Annotated in this window: 18 protein-coding genes and 1 pseudogene; 7 read left to right on the plus strand and 12 right to left on the minus strand. The window is 50.2% G+C overall.

What is annotated here, in order from left to right:
- Position 1 precedes the first annotated feature (1 nt).
- The 7 genes from efp to H144_RS0108090 all read right to left on the minus strand — a co-directional run bounded on the left by efp (position 2) and on the right by H144_RS0108090 (position 5,080).
- Positions 2-568, minus strand: coding sequence for an elongation factor P (efp, locus tag H144_RS0108065; protein WP_019941547.1), 567 nt, complete (start codon positions 566-568; stop codon positions 2-4).
- Positions 569-607: 39 nt separating this feature from the next.
- Positions 608-1,609, minus strand: a complete 1,002-nt coding sequence (locus H144_RS0108070; RefSeq protein ID WP_026350507.1) for a beta-ketoacyl-ACP synthase III — start codon at positions 1,607-1,609, stop codon at positions 608-610.
- An 89-nt stretch (positions 1,610-1,698) separates the two neighbouring features.
- On the minus strand, positions 1,699-2,637 hold the full coding sequence (gene plsX, locus H144_RS0108075) for a phosphate acyltransferase PlsX (RefSeq protein WP_019941549.1): 939 nt from the start codon (positions 2,635-2,637) through the stop codon (positions 1,699-1,701).
- A gap of 131 nt (positions 2,638-2,768) precedes the next feature.
- A complete protein-coding gene (gene rpmF, locus H144_RS33820; protein ID WP_015813599.1) occupies positions 2,769-2,963 on the minus strand; it encodes a 50S ribosomal protein L32 in 195 nt (64 codons plus the stop codon).
- Positions 2,964-3,025: 62 nt separating this feature from the next.
- A complete protein-coding gene (locus H144_RS0108080) occupies positions 3,026-3,637 on the minus strand; it encodes a YceD family protein (protein ID WP_019941550.1) in 612 nt (203 codons plus the stop codon).
- 45 nt (positions 3,638-3,682) lie between these two features.
- Positions 3,683-4,315: a NeuD/PglB/VioB family sugar acetyltransferase gene (locus H144_RS0108085; protein ID WP_019941551.1), complete on the minus strand. Its 633-nt coding sequence runs from the start codon at positions 4,313-4,315 to the stop codon at positions 3,683-3,685.
- A gap of 84 nt (positions 4,316-4,399) precedes the next feature.
- A complete protein-coding gene (locus H144_RS0108090; RefSeq protein WP_019941552.1) occupies positions 4,400-5,080 on the minus strand; it encodes a porin family protein in 681 nt (226 codons plus the stop codon).
- Positions 5,081-5,190: 110 nt separating this feature from the next.
- Between H144_RS0108090 and H144_RS0108095 the strand changes: the two genes are divergently transcribed.
- Positions 5,191-6,684, plus strand: coding sequence for a M61 family metallopeptidase (locus tag H144_RS0108095; protein ID WP_019941553.1), 1,494 nt, complete (start codon positions 5,191-5,193; stop codon positions 6,682-6,684).
- Between the two features lie 88 nt (positions 6,685-6,772).
- Here H144_RS0108095 and H144_RS0108100 read toward each other — a convergent pair whose 3' ends face one another.
- Positions 6,773-7,684 carry a TIGR01777 family oxidoreductase gene (locus H144_RS0108100; protein ID WP_019941554.1) on the minus strand — a complete coding sequence of 304 codons (912 nt, stop codon included), beginning with the start codon at positions 7,682-7,684 and terminating at the stop codon, positions 6,773-6,775.
- A gap of 221 nt (positions 7,685-7,905) precedes the next feature.
- Positions 7,906-8,691, minus strand: a pseudogene (locus H144_RS0108105) (lysophospholipid acyltransferase family protein); the annotation flags it as partial.
- Between the two features lie 293 nt (positions 8,692-8,984).
- On the opposite strand from H144_RS0108105, the gene H144_RS0108110 reads away from it, so the two are divergent.
- The 5 genes from H144_RS0108110 (at position 8,985) to H144_RS0108130 (ending at position 16,745) form a co-directional block, all read left to right on the plus strand.
- Entirely contained in the window at positions 8,985-10,454 is a 1,470-nt protein-coding gene (locus H144_RS0108110; RefSeq protein ID WP_019941556.1) for a M48 family metalloprotease, read from the plus strand.
- A gap of 157 nt (positions 10,455-10,611) precedes the next feature.
- Entirely contained in the window at positions 10,612-11,079 is a 468-nt protein-coding gene (locus tag H144_RS0108115; RefSeq protein ID WP_019941557.1) for a MarR family winged helix-turn-helix transcriptional regulator, read from the plus strand.
- 84 nt (positions 11,080-11,163) lie between these two features.
- A complete protein-coding gene (locus H144_RS0108120; protein WP_019941558.1) occupies positions 11,164-12,495 on the plus strand; it encodes a TolC family protein in 1,332 nt (443 codons plus the stop codon).
- A 49-nt stretch (positions 12,496-12,544) separates the two neighbouring features.
- Complete coding sequence (locus H144_RS0108125) at positions 12,545-13,597, plus strand: efflux RND transporter periplasmic adaptor subunit (protein ID WP_019941559.1); 1,053 nt, start codon at positions 12,545-12,547, stop codon at positions 13,595-13,597.
- A gap of 25 nt (positions 13,598-13,622) precedes the next feature.
- Positions 13,623-16,745 (plus strand): efflux RND transporter permease subunit, encoded by a 3,123-nt coding sequence (locus H144_RS0108130; RefSeq protein ID WP_019941560.1) that lies wholly within the window; start codon positions 13,623-13,625, stop codon positions 16,743-16,745.
- Between the two features lie 76 nt (positions 16,746-16,821).
- On the opposite strand, the gene H144_RS0108135 is transcribed toward H144_RS0108130, so the two are convergent.
- From H144_RS0108135 to H144_RS0108145, 3 genes are all read right to left on the minus strand, one after another.
- Positions 16,822-17,256, minus strand: a complete 435-nt coding sequence (locus H144_RS0108135) for a PIN domain-containing protein (protein WP_019941561.1) — start codon at positions 17,254-17,256, stop codon at positions 16,822-16,824.
- Positions 17,253-17,459, minus strand: coding sequence for a hypothetical protein (locus tag H144_RS0108140; RefSeq protein ID WP_019941562.1), 207 nt, complete (start codon positions 17,457-17,459; stop codon positions 17,253-17,255). The genes H144_RS0108135 and H144_RS0108140 overlap by 4 nt, the downstream gene beginning before the upstream one ends.
- A 138-nt stretch (positions 17,460-17,597) precedes the next feature.
- Positions 17,598-17,840, minus strand: a complete 243-nt coding sequence (locus H144_RS0108145; RefSeq protein WP_019941563.1) for a hypothetical protein — start codon at positions 17,838-17,840, stop codon at positions 17,598-17,600.
- A gap of 220 nt (positions 17,841-18,060) precedes the next feature.
- Here H144_RS0108145 and H144_RS0108150 point away from each other — a divergent pair, with 220 nt between their 5' ends.
- Positions 18,061-18,945 carry a DUF488 domain-containing protein gene (locus H144_RS0108150; RefSeq protein ID WP_019941564.1) on the plus strand — a complete coding sequence of 295 codons (885 nt, stop codon included), beginning with the start codon at positions 18,061-18,063 and terminating at the stop codon, positions 18,943-18,945.
- The last annotated feature ends 1 nt before the right edge of the window (position 18,946 follow it).

Genomic DNA, 18,946 nt, shown 5'->3' on the forward strand with positions numbered 1-18,946 from the left:
ATTAAGATTTAACTCTTTCTACGTATTCGTATGTGCGTGTGTCTACTTTGATTTTTTCACCTTCGTCGATAAAAAGAGGCACCATAATGCGCGCACCGGTTTCCACCTCGATCGCCTTTTTAGGAGAGTTGGCGGTATCGCCTTTCAAGCCCGGCTCGGAGTAAGTTACGGTTAATTCTACGAAAGGAGGGAGTTCGCAGGTCAAAGGAGCTTCCGTTTCGGTATTGATCAGGATCTCAACTTCCTGGCCTTCTTTCATCAGGTCGGCGGCTGTCACCAGTTTTTCGTCGATCAACACCTGGTCGAACGTCTCGGAGTTCATGAAGTTGTAGCCAACTTCGTCTTTATATAGGAATTGGAATTTGTGTCTTTCCACACGCACGGGCGTAATGCCGGCGCCTGACGAGAACGTGTTGTCCAGAACTTTACCGCTTGTGAGGCTTTTCAGTTTGGTACGTACGAACGCATTGCCTTTTCCGGGTTTCACGTGCTGGAATTCAATCACCTGAAAAAGATCATGGTTGAAATGGATTACCAAACCGTTACGCAAATCTGCAGTAGTTGCCATTTTTATGCTAATGAATTGTATAATAATGCTTTAATGAAATCACACTTGCGCGTCGTATGCCCATTTGAGGTACATGGCGCCCCAGGTAAAGCCTCCGCCGAATGCGGCGAGTATCAGGTTATCCCCTTTTTTGAGTTGTGATTCGTAATCCCACAGGCACAAGGGGATGGTTGCTGCCGTGGTGTTTCCGTATTTGTGAATATTCATCATCACCTTTTCCATGCCTACGCCCATCCGGTTGGCGGTTGCCTCGATGATCCGGCGGTTGGCCTGGTGAGGGACGAGCCACGCTGTGTTTTCGCTGGTAAGCCCGTTGCGATCCATGATATCGGCCGCAATGTCGGCCATGTTGGTCACGGCAAACTTGAATACCTGCGCACCATCCTGGTAAACGTAATGCAGCCTGTTTTCTACCGTTTCGTGGGTAGGCGGGTAGCGGCTTCCACCGGCTTTCTGGTTGAGGTAAGGATACCCGGCGCCATCCGATTTGATGATCGAGTCGAGAATTCCGTTGCCTTCGGTGTCGGGTTCGAGCAGTACGGCGCCGGCGCCGTCTCCGAAGAGTACGCAGGTCTTGCGGTCGGTATAATCGACAATCGCGGACATTTTATCCGAACCTACGACGATGATTTTTTTATATTTTCCGGTCTCGATAAACTGCGAGCCGAGCGTCAATGCGTAAATAAAGCCTGAACAAGCCGCCTGGATATCGAAGCTTCCGATATTGCGGATGCCTGCCATGTCGCAGATAAGGTTGGCTGTGCAGGGGAAAACAAAATCGGGTGTGGTAGTAGCGCAGATCAGCAGATCGATCTCTTCGGGACGTGTATTGGTTTTGGCCAGCAATCCTTTTACCGCCTCCGCACCCATATGTGAACTTCCTAAACCTTCGCCTTTGAGAATACGCCTTTCCTTGATACCTGTACGGCTGACGATCCACTCGTCATTCGTTGCAACCATTGTTTCCAACTCTGCATTCGTCAAAACGTAATCAGGCACATACCCTTGTATTCCTGTTATAGAGGCTTTAATATGGGTCATGATAAATCAACTATTCAAAATCCGAATAGATTTGGTAAAATAGGACAGTTTCTGTTTTTTCATAGTCATGTGGTTGTCAGCATCCGTTGTTAGTTCAATGCCTGCGCGATGTGCTGATAAGCTTTGGATTTTACCTGCTTATAGGCCCAACCTACCATATTTTTGATAGCCAGAGGCGTTGACACCCCGTGTGCGATCATCACATTTCCATTCACCCCGATAATGGGACTGCCTCCGATGGACTCGTAGTTTGTCTGGTCGATAAAATCGTCCTGAAAACCTCTCTTCTTGGAGATTTCGTACAACGACTCCCCAAGTTTAAACAAAATATTACCCGTAAAACCGTCGGTTACGATGACGTCGGCCTTATTGGTGAAGAGATCTTTCCCTTCGATATTTCCGATGAAATTGATGCGCTTGTTTTGTTTCAGGAGCGGGTAGGTGGCTTGTGAAGTGAGGGAGCCTTTTTGCTCTTCTTCCCCGATATTCATCAATGCAACCCGCGGTTTTTCGATCTGAAACGTGTGCTGGGCGAAGATGGAGCCTATCTCACCGAATTGGGAAAGGACTTCCGGCTTACAATCGGCATTGGCACCGATATCGAGCATGACCGCGTAGCCCCCGCCTACCTGCGGAACGAGCCCGGCGATGGCGGGGCGCAGGATGCCTTCGATAGCCTTAATGCTGAAAAGGGCGCCCACGTGCATGGCACCAGTGTTTCCTGCACTGCAGAATATGTCTACCTCTTTTTCTTTCAGAAGTTTGAAACCCACGCCAATGCTGGAATTGGGTTTTTGAGAAAGGGCTTTGGTAGGATGTTCCCCCATCTCGATCACATCTTCTGCGTGAACGACGTCAACATTAGTAGGCGTGAAGCTGTGCTGGTTGAAAATATCCCAGATCACGTTTTCACGGCCAATTAAAACGATTCTCGCCTCGGATGGTAGCTCAGAAGAGGCTTGGATCACCCCTTCAACAATTGCTTGCGGAGCTAAATCTCCCCCCATAGCATCTACCGCAATTTTCATTTACACGCTGTTATTTTGACAAATAAGTTAGAAACCGAAGGTGTAAATTTAGCAGATGTGCCGCAGTAAAAAAGAATTTCGCAACAACTTTTATAGGGCTGCTGCGAAATTGAATTGCTCATCGACTGAAACTAAACCGTTTTAGTATAGTTTTCAACTACAACCTTTCCTCTGTAAACCAGGTTGCCTTCGTGTACGTGTGCACGGTGCAATTGGTGGATTTCTCCGGTTGTAGCATCAGTTCCCAACTGCTTTCCGGTAAGGAAATCGTGCGCTCTGCGTGAATCGCGACGGGTGCTGGAATGTCTCCGCTTAGGATGTGCCATGATATTTTTGGTCTATTGTTATTTACTATTTATGTCCCAGGGGTTCAAATCCCTGGCTGTTGTTACTTTTTCAAATTCTTCAAGGCTTCCCAGCGAGGATCGATTTTCTCTTCATCCTCCCTTTCGTCCCCTTCCTCCGTTTTTCCCCCCGAGGTATAAACCAACGTTCCTTCCTCCTCATCATTTTCGAGGTCGAAATCATCTTCCTCAGTGCGCAGGCTCGGGTGGAGCTTCTTTACAGGCAATGACAGCGCGATAAAATCGAAAACGTAACGCGCTACGTTGATCCTGTTGGTATTACGGTTGATGATCTCGATCTCATCCGTCAGTTCCTCGTTGTGATCGCCGAATTTCAGGATAATGCGCTCGTCGGAATCAATCGGCTCCTCGAACGTTTCCAGGCTGCGGTCGCAAGTCAGGGTTACGCTTCCTTTCGTTTGAAAACGGAGCTGGATCATCGTCGCCGATTTGTTCAGCACAACGTGCGTTTTGAAGTGCCCCTGCTCGATCAGATCCTGTTCCATTTCCTCAAAAAAAGCGTCGCCAGACTCCATATCATAGTCATACTGTTTGTCTTCCAAACCGTAAATGTCTATGTTGTATTTACTTAGCTCTTTCACTTTTTCTGTCAAAAGGAGTGCAAAGGTAATGTGTTTCAGTTTAATAAAAAACATTGGGCCGGAAATTTGTTGACCATCCGGCACTAATGCTGTGCTTCGTCAGATTTTCCGCGCCGGATTGCCGAAATAGGTCGCGCCGGCGGGAACATTCTCTACCACCACCGAGCCTGCGCCAATGCGCGCATTCTTACCCACCTCAATTCCCGCGACGATCACCGCGCCGGAACCGATAAAAACACCGTCGGCCAGTTTCACGCGGTCGTTCACGATGGCGCCTGCGCCGATGGTCACGAAATCGCCTACGATGGCCGAGGTATCGATGATCGCGCCGGTTTGCACCAGGCAATGATGGCCGATCACGGTGCGCGCTCCGATCGCAGCCCGCGCCGCAATGAGGTTGCCGTGGCCGATTGCCGCCATGCCTGAAATGACCGCAGTATCGTGGACTGCATTCACAGGCATATTCTTATACTCTTCGTTGATCGTTTCCACGAGCCGCTCCCGCACCGATTTCTCACCGATAGCGATAAACACCTCGCATTTGGAACCGATGATGCTGAGGTAGCTTGTGTCGTCGGTGTTGCCGAGTACGGTTACCTCGCCAAATTCTTTGCCGTGCAGCTCCGCGTGGTCGTCGAGGAAGCCATACACGAGTACATTATTTCTTCTGAAAATATCGAGGGCCTGCATCCCGAGGTCGCCGGCTCCAAAAATTAATACGGGGTTTTCCATAGTTGCTATTGGTATTGAATAAAAAGTCTTCATTCGAGCAGTTAGTTCAAATGAAGACTCAAAAACCTGGCCAAGGGGCCGCGTTTACAGGAACGTCACGCGGATGACGATCGGCTGCCCCCAAAACAGGCCGTATGGGGAAATGTTGTTCCCGTAATCGTCGACCTGGTTGTCGTAATTAAAATTATATAATGCCGTCAAATGCACGGCCTTGATGAACTTGCCGCCCAAAGGCTGGCTGTAAGCAGCTCCGAGCATGGGCGAAGTGATCCATTTCCGGGCATCATATTTCTTATAGGTATCGGCTTCCACGTTCAATGCTTCCACTTCGCCGATGATATTGATCTCCGGGATCACGGCGTACATCAGAAATGCCCGGCCGCCATAATAGATGGAATTGACACCTGCGAGGTTCGATTTAAAATACATCCCCGTCACGCCCACACCTGCCACGAGGTTTTCGGCCAATTCATATCCGGCCATCGGCGAAAGGTTCACATTCGTATAAGTCCCAAGGCTCAATCCGAAGCTTCCACCGAGCCGCAAACGATCGATAAACGATTTGTTTTTAAAATCGGACAGCTTCTTTTTCTCTGCCAGGACGGGTTTCTGCTGCGGGTTTCTTTCGACAGGAGGCACTTCCTTCCTTTCCGGCTGTTCCTTCCGAAGCGAATCCGGGCGGTAGTATTCGTCTTGGGCCAGGAGTGAAGGACCGGTCAAAACCGCCAGCAGGAGCACGACTGGCAGGAGGATTTTACTTTTCATCTGAAAATCGTTTATTTTATAATATTGTAACTGGTAACGTAGGAACTTCTGTTTTTGGTCTGCTTCCAAACTGCGCTTCCGGCCCCTCTTAACACCCACGCGTTTTGTCTATGCATTATTACGTTTCCGTACCTGACCCACAATCCCGTTTTCTCGACATCACCTACACCATCCCCGAAATCAACAGCGATCAAATCGAGATCCAGCTGCCCGCTTGGCGGCCCGGGAGATACGAGCTTCAAAATTTTGCCAAAAATATTCAATTTATCGAAGCGATATCAGCCGCTGGTCACAAACTGCCGCTGAATAAGGTAACAAAAGACCGCTGGCGGGTTGGAACTGCGGGCGAAACGAAGGTGCGGATACATTATACCTATTATGCCTCCATTCAGAATGCGGGGAGCAGCTATGTGGACGAGGAGCTGTGGTACCTGAATTTTATCAACTTCTGTATGTATACGGAAGGGCGCATCACGGAACCGTATCATGTGGAACTCGCATTGCCCGAAGGTTACCAGATCGCCTGCGGATTGCCATTGGCGGGTAAGAATGTATTATCGGCAAGGGACTTTTATCAATTGGTGGATAGCCCGATGCTTGCCTCGGAAAGTCTGCAAAAATGCGAATACGAGGTGCGAGGGGTGCATTTCAAAATCTGGATGCATGGTAACCTGAAACCCAATTGGCGGCGCATCGAGCGCGATTTCCGCCGGTTCTCACGCGAGCAGATCGCGATGATGCAGGAATTTCCCGAAAAAGACTACCATTTCCTTAACCTGATCCTGCCCACCGCATTCTACCACGGTGTAGAGCACCAGAACTCGACGATGATCGTCCTCGGTCCCGACGATGAAGGGGAAGGGCTTTATTCGGACCTCCTGGGTGTGAGCTCACACGAGCTTTTTCATGCCTGGAATATCATCCGAATCCGCCCGACGGAACTGCTGCCCTATGATTTTACCAAAGAAAATTACTTCCAAACCTGCTTCGTAGCGGAGGGCTGCACGACCTACTACGGCGATCTTTTCCTGCGGCGCGCCGGCGTTTTCAACGACGAAACCTACGCCAAAGAATTGCAGGTATATATGAAGCGGCATTTCGAAAGCAGCGCACATGCCGCGCAGTCGCTGGCGGAATCCTCGTTCGATCTCTGGCTGGATGGCTATGAAAAGGGCATCCCTAACCGGAAAGTGTCGGTCTACCACAAAGGTGCCCTGGTAGCGCTGATCCTCGATTTGTATCTGAGGAAGAAAACCAATCACGCGCAGTCGCTGGACGACGTGATGAAGTTGCTATGGGTGCGTTTCGGCAAGCCGTTTGTCGGATATACGCTTCAAGACTATATCAATATAGTAGAAGAAGTGGCCGGCGAATCGCTCGGATGGTACTGGAACGAATGTATTTTCAGTGTCACCCCGCTGGAAGAACGACTGAACGAAGCGCTCGCATTTGTAGGCATGCAAATGTCGGTTTTCAGCAATGGTAATGTGCAGCTTAACGTCCTGGATGATTTTAAGGCGCAAATGCAGCGGGAAAAATGGCTCGAAACGGTGCAGGTTCTGACGATCGAGGAAGAAGAGCTGGAAGGGGAGGAGGAGGAATAGGGACCGCCGTCGGCTGACCGCCGACAGGTGTTTCGTGATTGGTAATCGATAATGCGACTTGACCGGCGGTCCGGGGTCGGCCCTCAACTCAGACAAGCTCCGCTTTCAATGCACTTTCCAAATCCCCATACTGGTAACGGAATGCCGTTTCGCGTTCAATCCTTTCATTGATCACATAATTGCCGCCGAGTACCACGGCTGCCATTTCTCCTAAGACGAGTTTTAATGCGAACGCGGGCACATTCGGGAACCATTGCGGGCGGCGGAGGACTGTACAAATGGCTTTTGTAAGACCTTCGTTCGTAACTGGCGGAGCCGCTACGGCATTGTAGGCGCCTCGCCAGGCTTCATTTTCCAGTGCTTCGAGGTACATTCTGCACATATCGTCGAGGTGGATCCAGGAAATCCACTGCTGTCCCGAGCCCAGCGGCGCGCCTACGCCGAAGCGCGCGGGTAATGCCATTTTGGGGATGGCGCCGCCTGTTTTACTGATCACAATGCCAGTACGGAGCTTTACGGTCCGGATACCCAATGCGGCGATTGTATCGGCCGCTTTTTCCCATTCAATGCTGACTTGCGAGAGGAAATCGTGACCGGCTGGCGTAGTTTCGGTGTTTTGCTGGTCGCCCGTGTCCTGGCCATAATAGCTGATGCCGGACGCCGAAGCAAATGCGACGGGCTTTTCGTTGCGTTCCGACAGTTTGCGGGCAATAAGCCGGATAGATTCCGTGCGGCTTGCGAGAATGGATTTTTTGCGTTCCTCCGTCCAGCGGCCTTCGCCTACATTGGTGCCGGCCAGGTGCACGAGGAAATGCAGGTTATCGAGGGCGCCGTCTTCGATGTACCCTTTTTGAATATCCCATTCAAAAACCTGTACGGACGGAATATTAACTTTCTTCCGGCTTAGATAAGCTACCGTGTAACCTTTTTCGAGCAGCATTTCAGTCAGGCGCTTGCCGATCAGGCCCGTACCGCCGGTGATCAATACTTTTTTTTCCATAAATAACGGTTTGAAAAAAGCATACCACGTCAGATTTCGGGGTTAATGGATTCGCCGGGCGTATCCACGCCGGGCGTATCCACGCGGGGCGTATCCACGCGGGGCGTATCCACGCGGGGCGTATCCACGCGGGGCGTATCCACGCGGGGCGTATCCACGCGGGGCGTATCCACGCGGGGCGTATCCACGCCGGGCGTATCCACGCCGGGCGTATCCACGCCGGGCGCTTCCTGTTCGATCGCCCGCGTGACGCGTGCGACCATTTCTTCGACGGACTCGTCCTGCCCGAAATGCATTGGCGGCTTGAACTGTACGGTGAGTTTGGTGTTCCGTTTTTTAAACCGCAGCCCTTTTTTGTCGAATGCGCGCCGGAAACCGTTGATGACGACCGGTATCACGATCGGATGCTGGTCGTTGATCAAATGTGCCGTGCCTTTGCGTACAGGGGCGTACGGTTTGGTGGTCCCCTGCGGAAAGCTCACCACCCAGCCGTGGTGCAGGCCCTCACCGATCCGGTCTTGCGCGGAAGTGTCGAGCTGGCGTTTGACGTCCTCGCCGTTGGCCCGCCAGGAACGTTCGATGGTAATCGCACCACCCATGCTGAATATTTTGGGTAAAAGTCCCCCTTTCATCGTCTCGGCGGCGGCCACGTAATACATCCGCGCGCGCGGGGAAAAGAGGTAAAACGGTGGCGAAATAGTGTCCTTATAGCCCCATTTAACGGCACAAAAAATGTGGAAAAATGCGATGACGTCCGCGAAATAAGTCTGATGGTTGGAAAGAAAAAGCACGCCCTGGTCCGGCAGATCGGCCAGGTGTTCGGTGCCGGTAATGCGGATCTTATTCACCGCCGTATAGCGATAATAGGTAAACCAGCCGAGGATAAATATCAATATCCGTTTGATAACCAGATAATTGCCGAACGGATCCTTCTCGAACAGCCCGAGAAAATCCAGCCGGGCGAGCCAGGAGGGGAGGGCGCTGTATGTGATTTTCTTAAAACTCATAGTAATGTAAATAGCGGCATACGGGGCTGGCTCAGAGCTGGTTATATTCAAAGGTTGTTCCAGGGGGCAATGCCGCTTCCGGACGAAGTGGTAATTTAGAGAATATGGCGGGGTTAAGGAAAATTTTTTTATGCCGGCCGACTGCCGTCCGCAGGCCGCCGATAGCTGATGCCGGTACGTAGCGGCGGTCAGCGGTCGGCGGGCAGAAGTCACTTTTGGCATGATTCTTTGCTTAAATTTCCCAACAACGTTAATTTTGACAACTCCTTCTAACAAGTCATTTTTCGAATTTTATGAAAATGAAATACGCATTTCGCATTCTGCCGGCGGTTGTGGCGGCTGGAATGCTCGCAGGTTGTTCTAAAAATCCGGTGACGGGCAAGAAAGAGATCGTCTTCATGTCGCAGGAAAAAGAGATCGCGCTCGGGGCTGAATCGCACCCGTCTATTGTGGCCACAATGGGCATTTATGACGATAAGAACCTGCAATCCTTCATCAACGAAAAGGGTATGGCCATGGCGAAAATCTCCCACAGACCCGATTTGCCCTACAAGTTCTTCATCGTCGACTCGCCAGTCGTGAATGCTTTTGCGGTGCCTGGTGGTTACGTATATTTTACAAGGGGAATTATGGCGCATTTCAATAATGAGGCCGAATTCGCCGGGGTACTGGGCCACGAAATCGGGCACATTACGGCTCGTCACTCGGCCCGGCAGCAGACTTCGCAGATCTTTGGACAAGTAGGTTTGGCGGCGGGGATGATCCTTTCCCCGCAGGTGCGCGCGATGGGCGAGCAGGCGCAGCAGGCGTTGGGCTTGCTGTTTTTAAGTTACAGCCGCGATCACGAAACCGAATCTGATAAAATTGGGGTCGATTATTCCAGCAAAATAGGCTATGATGCTAAAGAGATGGCCGATTTTTTTGGCACACTGAAAAAGATCAGCGAGAAAGCAGGACAATCGATCCCGACATTTCAATCCACGCACCCCGATCCGGGCGACCGTATGACAAAAGTGGGCAAGCTCGCAACCGAATACCAGACCGCGCATCCGGGTAAATATAATGTAAATCGCGACGCGTACCTGCGCAAAATCGACGGCATTATATATGGTAACGATCCGCAGCAAGGCTTTGTAGAAAACAACAATTTTTACCACCCGTCGCTGAAATTCCAGTTCCCGGTACCGAGTGGCTGGCAGTACGAAAACTCGCCCGCGCAATTCCAGATGGCGGCCAAGGACGGCAAATCGATGATGCTGTTCACATTAGCGCAGGGGAAAACATTGGACGAGGCCGCACAAGCGGTGGTGAAGGCGTATGGCCTGAAAGTGGTGGAAAATGAAAAGGCGACCATTAACGGCAACCCGGCATTGGTAATGGTGTCGCAACAAGTAGAGCAGGGGGCAAATGGCCAGGCTGCGGCTGCAACGGCAAATACGATTCAGGTGGGCACGTGGCTGATCCAGTATGGCGGCAATATTTACGCGATTCACGGCGTGGCAGCGGCAGGCAACTATGCAGCCAATGCTGGCCAGTTTCGCTCGGTGGCGCAGGGTTTCAAATCAGTTTCTGACCCGAATATCCTCAACCGCCAGCCGGAACGTATCCGTATCAAAACTGCGCAGCGCGACGCGACTTTGCGTGACGCGCTGAAAGATGCCAACCAGCCTGACAACAAGCTGGACGACCTGGCGATCCTGAACGGCATGGCGTTGACAGACAAGGTGACCAAGGGCATGCTTTTCAAAACATTCGGTAAGTAACTTACTTCGAAAATTAGGAGAGCGGCGGCACGGATCGGTGTCGCCGCTCTTTTTGCTAACCGTTCATCACGGCCTTGCGGCCATTGATCCCCCAGATCAGAAACTTTTTACTTTAAAATTTGGTTGACATATCAACACAATTTACTTTTGTAACACCATGAGCACGAATATAGACAGTTGGCAAAATCTTCGGGACGAGTTGAAGAACTCCTTGCAGTTTAAGCTGGGGGCAGTGACGAAAACCGTTTTTAAGAAAATGAATGCGGAGCTGGTCAATGAGGGCATTCCCGTTCTGGCCGAGCAGCTGCCGATCCTGATGGTTGTATATTTCCAGGAACAGGCACGCACGCAGCAGGACATTGCCAATATTTTGCAAAAAGATAAAGCAGGTATCCAGCGTTCTGTGCAGACATTGCACAAGGATGGATTCCTGAAAATTGAAAGTGACATTGAGGACAAAAGAAAGAACCTCATTTCGCTTACACCGAGCGGGAAGTTCGTGTGCGAGCAAATCCAGTCGCTTGCGATTGCTTTCAATAACCAGATTATGGAGCATTTTACAGAGCAGGAATGGACGACTTTCCTGGGATATCTGGACCGCGTCGTCAAAGTAGTAGACAAATAATTTTTTTTCAATAAATAGTTGATATATCACCAGTAGAGGTGTCAACTATCTACCATTAGCCACAAATAATCAACAACAGGTCAAATGAAAAGTAAATGGATCACAGCAATCGTGCTAGCGGCCGCCTCGGTGGCGCCGGGCTGGGCTCAGACGACCCTTACGCTGAAAGATTGCATTGCCTACGGGATCAAGAATAACGGGAATGTGAAAATAGCACAGTATAAGGAAAGTACCGCTGTGCAGCAAGGGCGCGAGGCGCTGGCGGGTTACCTGCCGCAGGTGGCGGGAACGGGCTCGCTCGACGATAACCTCAAACTGCAGTCGACGGTTTTGCCGGGCGCGTTGTTCGGCGGGGAAGATCGCCGGGTAGCATTAGGTACCAAATACCAGAGCAATGCTTCGGCCCAGGTGGATCAGGTGGTTTTCGACCAGGCAATGCTGATCGGTATCAAGGCCAACAAGCCGAACCAGGAAAACTCGGTGCTGAACTCGCGCAAGACGAAGGAGAACATCATTTATAATGTGGCGAATGCCTATTACCAGGTGTTTGTGACCCAGCAGCAGATCGCGCTTTTGAAGGATAACCTGGACAAAACCAGCCAGATATTGAGCACATTGAAGCTGCAACTCGATAATGGCGTAATCAAAAAGGTGGATTACGACCGCACACAGGTGAATCTGAACAATATCAAATCGCAGCTCACATTGGCCGAGAGTAACCTGACACTTTCTGAAAACCAATTGAAGTTCCAGATGGGCATGCCGCTCACGGAGCAACTGGTTTTGGCGGACAATCCGTTGGAACAGCCATTCAAATTGGTAGAGCCAGGCAAGTTTGACGCGTCGAACCTGACGGATTTCAAAATCCAGAACCTGAATATGGAACTGCAACAGCTTGAAAAGGCACGCATTAAGGCAGGTTATCTGCCCAAAGTGTCGGTTTACGGCCGATATGGCGTACAGGCATTGGGTAACGACCTTGGTACTTCGTGGGGCAACTGGTTCAGCTACGGGGCCATCGGTTTGAAACTGAATATCCCCATTTTCGACAGCTTCCGCCGCGACGCGCAATACAAACAGGCCGACCTGAACCTGATGACGCAGAAAGAGCAGCTGAAACTCAATGTGCAGAACTACGAATTGCAAAACAGCAATGCATTGACCCAGCTCCAAAAAGCGAAATCGAGCCTGGCGAGCGACGAAAATAATGTGGCATTGGCGAAAGAAGTCTACGACGTGACGACGCTTCAATACCGCGAAGGTACCGTGCCCCTGACCGATTTGCTTAATGCAGAAACTTCATACAAAGAATCGCAAAGCAACTATATCAACTCCATGCTGAGCTACTATCAGGCAAAACTCGGCCTCGAACAGTCGACCGGCAGCCTCAATGATTTTTACACTGCATTACCATAATATACTTCATCAACATTCACTCATTGACTTATTCACTCATTGAATTCCCATGAAAAGAAAACTCATTATCATCGGTTCCATCGTCATCATCGGCGTTTTGATCGGCGTAAGATTGGTCGCCAATAAGGCCAAGATCGACGAAAAGAAGAAAATGCCGGACAATAAAAACGTGACCATTCCGGTAACAGCGGTGCCGGTTGCCGAAGGAAGCGCTGATCAGCAACTGATCCGCACCGGTAGTCTCATTCCTTACAGGGAAGCGGAAATTATGGCAACTGCGGCGGGTAAGGTATTGTCTGTTAAATACGAACTCGGCACGCACGTATCGCAAGGCGCGACGATCGTGAAAGTGGACAGCAAGCTCAAAGAGCTCTCGCTCGAAGCTACCGAATTGAATATCAACAAGCTGAAAAAAGACACGGACCGCTACTCGAAGCTGCTGGCCGGCAATGCGGCCACCGAGGTTCAGGTGAACGATACCAAATACAACTACGACAATGCATTGAACCAGGCCGAGCAGATCAAACAGCAGATCAGCGACGCGTCCATTCAGGCGCCGATCAGCGGCCGGATTGTGAAGAAGAACATCGAGCCGGGCGAGTTTGTGAACGTGGGTACTTCGCTGGGGACGATCCTCGACGTATCTCGCCTGAAAGTGCAGGTGATGATCAACGAAAATGATGTGTATAAACTTAAAGAAGGCCAGCACGTGCAGGTGAGCACCAGCATTTTCCCAGGTAAAAAGATCGACGGCGTGATTTCCTACATCGCCCCGCAAGGCGACGAGTCGCACAACTACCCGGTGGAAATTACCGTGAAGAATTCGACCGAACTGAAAGCCGGTACCTTCGTAACCGTGGAATTCCAGCAAAAAAGCAGCACGCAATCGTTGCTGATCCCGCGTAGCGCACTCGTAGAAAGCGTGCGTAACCCGTATGTGTACGTAATCGAAGGCGGCGTGGCAAAGCAACGTAAAATCGAAGTAGGCCGCGAAGTGGGAGACAATGTAGAAGTCCTCGGCGGCCTGAAAGCAGGCGAGACGGTGGTTACGACCGGGCAGATCAACCTGAGCGAAGGCGCGGCGGTTACCGTTACAAAATAAGTTTCATCAGCAAACTGAAAGAATTATGTCAATTACCGAAGTAGCCGTAAAGAGACCGCTCTTCATCACCGTAGTATTCGTAGTACTGGTACTATTCGGGTTGATCAGCTACAACCAATTGTCTTACAACTTGTTGCCCAAATTCGAGGCGAATGTTGTGAGCGTCATGACGACTTACCGCGGAGCGTCCGCGGACGAAGTCGAAACGAACGTGACGAAGCATATCGAGGACGCGGTATCGGCCATTGAAGGGCTGGACCAGATCAACTCGACTTCGCAGGAAGGCGTGTCGTCCGTGATTATCCAGCTGAAACAAGGCATCAGCGTCGATCTGGCGCAGCAGGAGGCACAACGGAAAGTGGAACAGGTGATTTCGCTCCTGCCCGATGATGCGGACCGTCCGGTGATCAATAAGTTCTCGACCGACGAAATCCCGGTTTTGAGAATGGGTGTAACCGCGAACCTGTCGCCGTCCGAACTGTACGATTTGATCGACGACAAGCTGAAACCGCAGCTTTCGAACGTGGCCGGCGTGGGCCAGGTGACCATTATCGGTGGTACCGAGCGCCAGATCCAGGTCAATATCAGTCAGGATAAATTGAAGGCTTATCATTTGTCGATCAGCCAGGTTTCGGCTGCGATCAACAATGCGAATACATCGTACCCGGCCGGTCAGGTGAAAACCCAGGGCGACCAGTTGTCCATTCGTTTCGATGCGAAACTGACCACCGTTGCGAACCTTCGGAATGTGATTATTGGTAAATCCTCCAACGGCGGTCAGATCTTTTTGAAAGACATTGCCGAAGTATACGACGGTGTGGCGGACGCTACGGCGGTGAACCACATCAATGGCCGTCCGTCGGTGGCCTTGCAAATACAAAAACAATCCGACGCGAATGCGGTGGACGTGAGCAAGCTCACCCGCGAGCGTTTAACGAGCCTCGAAAAGCAATACGAGTCGAAAGGGCTGAAATTCAACATCGCTTCCGACCAATCCATTTACACATTGGCTTCCGCGGATGCAGTGGTATTTGACCTGGGCCTCGCGGTACTGATCGTATCCGTGGTCATGCTTTTGTTCCTCCACAGCTTCCGGAGCTCGATGTTCATCCTCGTGGCATTGCCATCGTCGATGATCCCGACATTCATATTAATGAGCGTAATGGGCTTCTCGCTGAACCTGATGACCCTCATGGCGCTCTCGCTCGTGGTGGGTATCCTCGTCGATGACTCGATTGTGGTGTTGGAAAACATCAACCGCCACATGGAAATGGGCAAAAGCCGCTGGCAGGCCGCATTGGACGGTCGGGCCGAGATCGGTTTCACTGCATTGGCGATTACACTCGTGGACGTCGTGGTATTCGTGCCGCTCGCATTGACGCAGGGTTTGATCGGTAACATCCTCCGTGAGTTCTCGCTCGTGGTCGTGTTCTCGACATTGATGAGTTTGCTCGTGTCATTTACCCTGACCCCATTGCTTGCATCGCGTTTCGGTAAAGTGGAAGTTTTGGATAAGAGGAGCCTTTGGGGCCGTCTGAACCTAGGTTTTGAAAAGTTTCTGGATAATGTAAAAGAAGAATACGGTCGTATCCTGACGTGGGTACTAGGCCACAAACGCTACATTTTCCTGCTTTCGATTGTATTGATCGTCGGTTCCATCGCATTGGTGCCGGGCGGATTCGTAGGGGCCGCATTCATGCAGCAAAGCGACCGCGGGGAGCTGAATGTATCCATTGAGCTGGCGCCTACGGCATCGGTGTACCAGACCAACCAGGTAGCGCAGCGGGTGGAGAAAATCCTTTTGGGCAAACCGGAAGTAACCAAGGTATTTACCAACGTCGGTTACAGCAGCACCGGTTTGGGAACGACTTCGAATAGCAATATTGCCGATTTGACTGTTCAATTGGTTGATAAGAAAGAGCGTACGGTATCGTCCGAGGAATTTGGTCAGGGTATTCAAAAAGAGATCCTGCAAATCCCGGGCGTGAAAGTAACCGTCGCACCGACCTCGATCACGGGTAATGCCAACCAGGCGCCGATCCAGGTGGCCGTAAAAGGTACCGACATGGCTGTGATCCGTAAAACCGCCGAGCAGGTGAAGGACATCGTTTCCTCCGTCCCTGGTACGTCCAACGTCGATTATTCCGTGGACGACCCGAAACCGGAGGTAGGCGTAACCCTCGATCGTGAGAAAATGGCGCAACTCGGCATTAATGCAGCCGAAGTAGGTGCCACATTGCAAACCGCATTCCGCGGCGACGACCGTTCGAAGTTCAAGCAGAATGGCAAAGAGTATGACATTATGGTCAACCTCGACCAGTTCGACCGCTCGAAAGCCGACGACATCCGCCAGCTAACTTTCGTGAACAATCAGGGCCAGACCTTCGAGCTCTCCCAATTCGCGACGGTGAAAGAAGGAATGGGTGAAAGCGTGTTGCAACGCATCGACCGCCTGTCGTCAATCACCATTAACTCACAGGTGGTAGGCCGCCCATCGGGCTCCATTGGTGCCGACATTCAGGCCAAAATGGCGAACGTGAAGCTCCCCGAAGGCATCAGCATCGAATACCGCGGTGACCTGAAAAACCAGGCCGATGCATTCGGCAGCCTCGGCGCCGCGCTGTTGCTCGGTATCGTGCTCATTTACCTGATCATGGTCGCGCTCTACGAAAGTACCATTTACCCATTTGTGGTACTCTTCTCGATCCCGGTCGCATTGGTAGGTGCCCTCACCGCCCTCGCGCTCACGATGGAAAGCCTCACGATCTTCTCGATCGTCGGTATGATCATGCTCCTGGGCCTGGTGGCTAAAAACGCGATCCTGATCGTCGACTTCGCCAACCAGCTCAAAGAGGAAGGCCACGGCCTGAAAGAAGCCCTTATCGAAGCCGGCAAAGAACGTCTCCGTCCAATCCTGATGACGACCATCGCGATGGTAGCCGGTATGCTCCCCATCGCCCTCGCATCCGGCGACGGGGCTGAGGTGAAGAATGGCATGGCGTGGGTGATTATTGGTGGCCTCACGAGCTCATTGCTGCTGACGCTGTTCCTGGTGCCTAGTGCATATTATGTGGTGGATAGGATTAAGGAGCGGTTTGCGAAGCGTAAGAAGCGGAAGGTGAAGGAAGCGGAGCTTTTGGAGGCATGAAAGCGCTTTGAAACAATACTCTGATGGGTTTTTGAATAAAAGCAACGCCCCGCTGTCAGTTGATAGCGGGGCGTTGTTATTTTAATGCTTCGTACAATTCGGCGGTAGTGATCGTTCGTGTGAAACCCATTTTATGAAGGTGCTCGACCAGCTTTTTGTCGCCGGTCCAAAGCACGCCGCCCGTTTGCAAAGCAAGTGCCACATAACTAATGTCAAATGAATCAATATCCGCCGTAAGCCGCTCCGCTTTTTTCCAATGCTCTGGCTCGATCAATGTTTCATTGTAAAGGTGCATGCTGGTTAGCACATCGAACAGGTCATCGATGACTTCATTCACCGACTTCTTTGAATACTTTACAATTTTAGATTGGTGCTTAAAGAGTTCTACGATCGCATAATAGCAGCTTATGCGTCTCGCAGGCAAATCGGGATGGGTGAGAATTTTCGCCAGTTTACCATCTGGCGTGACGAGGGCACTGAAAATGATGTTTACGTCTACAACTATGATCACGTGATAAAACGGCTACGGTTCTCCGCCCACCATGCACTATGCACTTCACGTGCGAGTTCCGCGGCCTCTTCCTCATTCCCTGTATTTCGGGAATTGGATTCGATGAAGCGGAAATAGCTGGTAAGCTTTTGTACTTCCTCCATATTGATGAGAGAAGCGTTGAGCCGTATGACGATGTCCTCGTTTTGTCTTTCGATTTTCATAATCGCGTCGTCAGTTGTAATTACAATTTAACCAAATCCAGCGAGATATAATGCCCTGAATGAGCAGAAGGCTAGAAATCAACTATTAAAAGGGCCAGAAATCGCGAATCTCGCAACCTCTGGTCCTTTTACTTACAATCATGCTTTCACACAGTCAATCCGCTGAATAAAGAAGACCAGCTCTCTGAAAGTCATAAAAATGTCACTAACGCGCGGGTTGTAGCCCGCTTCCTGCTGAAATGCCATGGCATCGCTGTAAATGCACCAAAGATGGTCGAGCATTTCAGCGGGGCTGCCTGCGTTTAATAGTTCTTTTACTTGCCTGCCGTAAGCGAGGCATACCGAATCCTCGGATTCGGTAGTGTGTGATGAAGTTGTCATTTTACTGTTTGTTTAGGATGTAAAAAAAGCCCTGTTTTAGGTGTCCTAATGCACAGTAAAGGCATCCGGGTGGCTTTCGCCGCTCCCGCACCATAACAGGGCAGATCGTCTGAGATTTTTCATGTGTTTTACTGTTTTGTAGGAAGGCGTAAGTTGCGGAAATGAAGTCGGAAATGCAAGAAGGCTGAATGCGCCTTTCTGAATTGTGTATCTTTGCAATATGTTTTACAGAAGAAAAATAATACTGGCATTATTGCAGACTTTCGGTGGGGAGGTGTCTAAAACTTCCCTGCAAAAGCTGCTTTTTCTTTTTACACAAAGGCAATCGAAGCCGGAATACGATTTCGTGCCCTATAAATATGGTTGTTATTCATTTTCTGCAAGTGCTGATTTATCTGCAATGGTAAAACACGGCCAGTTATCAGAGGATCAAACTAATTATTCAAAGGTCGATATGAATGATTATGCGAAAATGCTAAACGAAGGGGATAAGAAAATTCTTGTGGGCGTTAGAAATTCCTACGCGAGTTTATCAGCCAGCTCGTTGATGAAATTAACGTACCTGAACTATAAGTACTACGCCATTAATAGTGTGAAAGCATTTGATGTTTTATCGCCCGAGCAGTACGCGGATGTTGTGGCTGCGAGGCCGATAAAGAATCATACCACTTTATATACTATTGGTTATGAGGGTATATCGTTGGAGGAGTATTTAAACCGACTCATCAGAAACGACGTTAAAGTGCTGATTGATGTGCGTAATAACCCAATTAGTATGAAGTATGGTTTTTCCAAAAAACAATTGAAGGAATTTGTAGAAGGGTTGGGAATAGAATATTTACACATTCCGGAAGTCGGCATTCAATCGGATCAGCGTAAGGAGCTTCTGGATCAGGAAGATTACGATAGGCTTTTTGATGTATATAAGAATGTTAACCTAAAAAACACGAAAAATTACCAGCAAATAATTCTTGACATTTTAAAGAGTAAAAATAGAATTGCATTGACTTGCTTCGAAGCAAATATATGTCAATGCCACCGCAAACATTTGGCAGAGGCAATTGCAAACATACCGGAATGGGAATATGAACTAAAACATATTTAAT

This window comes from Dyadobacter beijingensis DSM 21582 (genome assembly GCF_000382205.1).
In the GTDB taxonomy this organism is placed as follows: domain Bacteria; phylum Bacteroidota; class Bacteroidia; order Cytophagales; family Spirosomataceae; genus Dyadobacter; species Dyadobacter beijingensis.

Coding starts and splice junctions, on each gene's coding strand:
- H144_RS0108115 (WP_019941557.1), top strand. CDS start 10,612: ATGAGCACGAATATAGACAGTTGGCAAAATCTTCGGGACGAGTTGAAG.
- H144_RS0108095 (WP_019941553.1), top strand. CDS start 5,191: ATGCATTATTACGTTTCCGTACCTGACCCACAATCCCGTTTTCTCGAC.
- H144_RS0108145 (WP_019941563.1), bottom strand. CDS start 17,840: ATGACAACTTCATCACACACTACCGAATCCGAGGATTCGGTATGCCTC.
- H144_RS0108085 (WP_019941551.1), bottom strand. CDS start 4,315: ATGGAAAACCCCGTATTAATTTTTGGAGCCGGCGACCTCGGGATGCAG.
- H144_RS0108080 (WP_019941550.1), bottom strand. CDS start 3,637: ATGTTTTTTATTAAACTGAAACACATTACCTTTGCACTCCTTTTGACA.
- H144_RS0108125 (WP_019941559.1), top strand. CDS start 12,545: ATGAAAAGAAAACTCATTATCATCGGTTCCATCGTCATCATCGGCGTT.
- H144_RS0108130 (WP_019941560.1), top strand. CDS start 13,623: ATGTCAATTACCGAAGTAGCCGTAAAGAGACCGCTCTTCATCACCGTA.
- plsX (WP_019941549.1), bottom strand. CDS start 2,637: ATGAAAATTGCGGTAGATGCTATGGGGGGAGATTTAGCTCCGCAAGCA.
- H144_RS0108090 (WP_019941552.1), bottom strand. CDS start 5,080: ATGAAAAGTAAAATCCTCCTGCCAGTCGTGCTCCTGCTGGCGGTTTTG.
- H144_RS0108120 (WP_019941558.1), top strand. CDS start 11,164: ATGAAAAGTAAATGGATCACAGCAATCGTGCTAGCGGCCGCCTCGGTG.
- H144_RS0108150 (WP_019941564.1), top strand. CDS start 18,061: ATGTTTTACAGAAGAAAAATAATACTGGCATTATTGCAGACTTTCGGT.
- efp (WP_019941547.1), bottom strand. CDS start 568: ATGGCAACTACTGCAGATTTGCGTAACGGTTTGGTAATCCATTTCAAC.
- rpmF (WP_015813599.1), bottom strand. CDS start 2,963: ATGGCACATCCTAAGCGGAGACATTCCAGCACCCGTCGCGATTCACGC.
- H144_RS0108100 (WP_019941554.1), bottom strand. CDS start 7,684: ATGGAAAAAAAAGTATTGATCACCGGCGGTACGGGCCTGATCGGCAAG.
- H144_RS0108070 (WP_026350507.1), bottom strand. CDS start 1,609: ATGACCCATATTAAAGCCTCTATAACAGGAATACAAGGGTATGTGCCT.
- H144_RS0108140 (WP_019941562.1), bottom strand. CDS start 17,459: ATGAAAATCGAAAGACAAAACGAGGACATCGTCATACGGCTCAACGCT.
- H144_RS0108110 (WP_019941556.1), top strand. CDS start 8,985: ATGAAAATGAAATACGCATTTCGCATTCTGCCGGCGGTTGTGGCGGCT.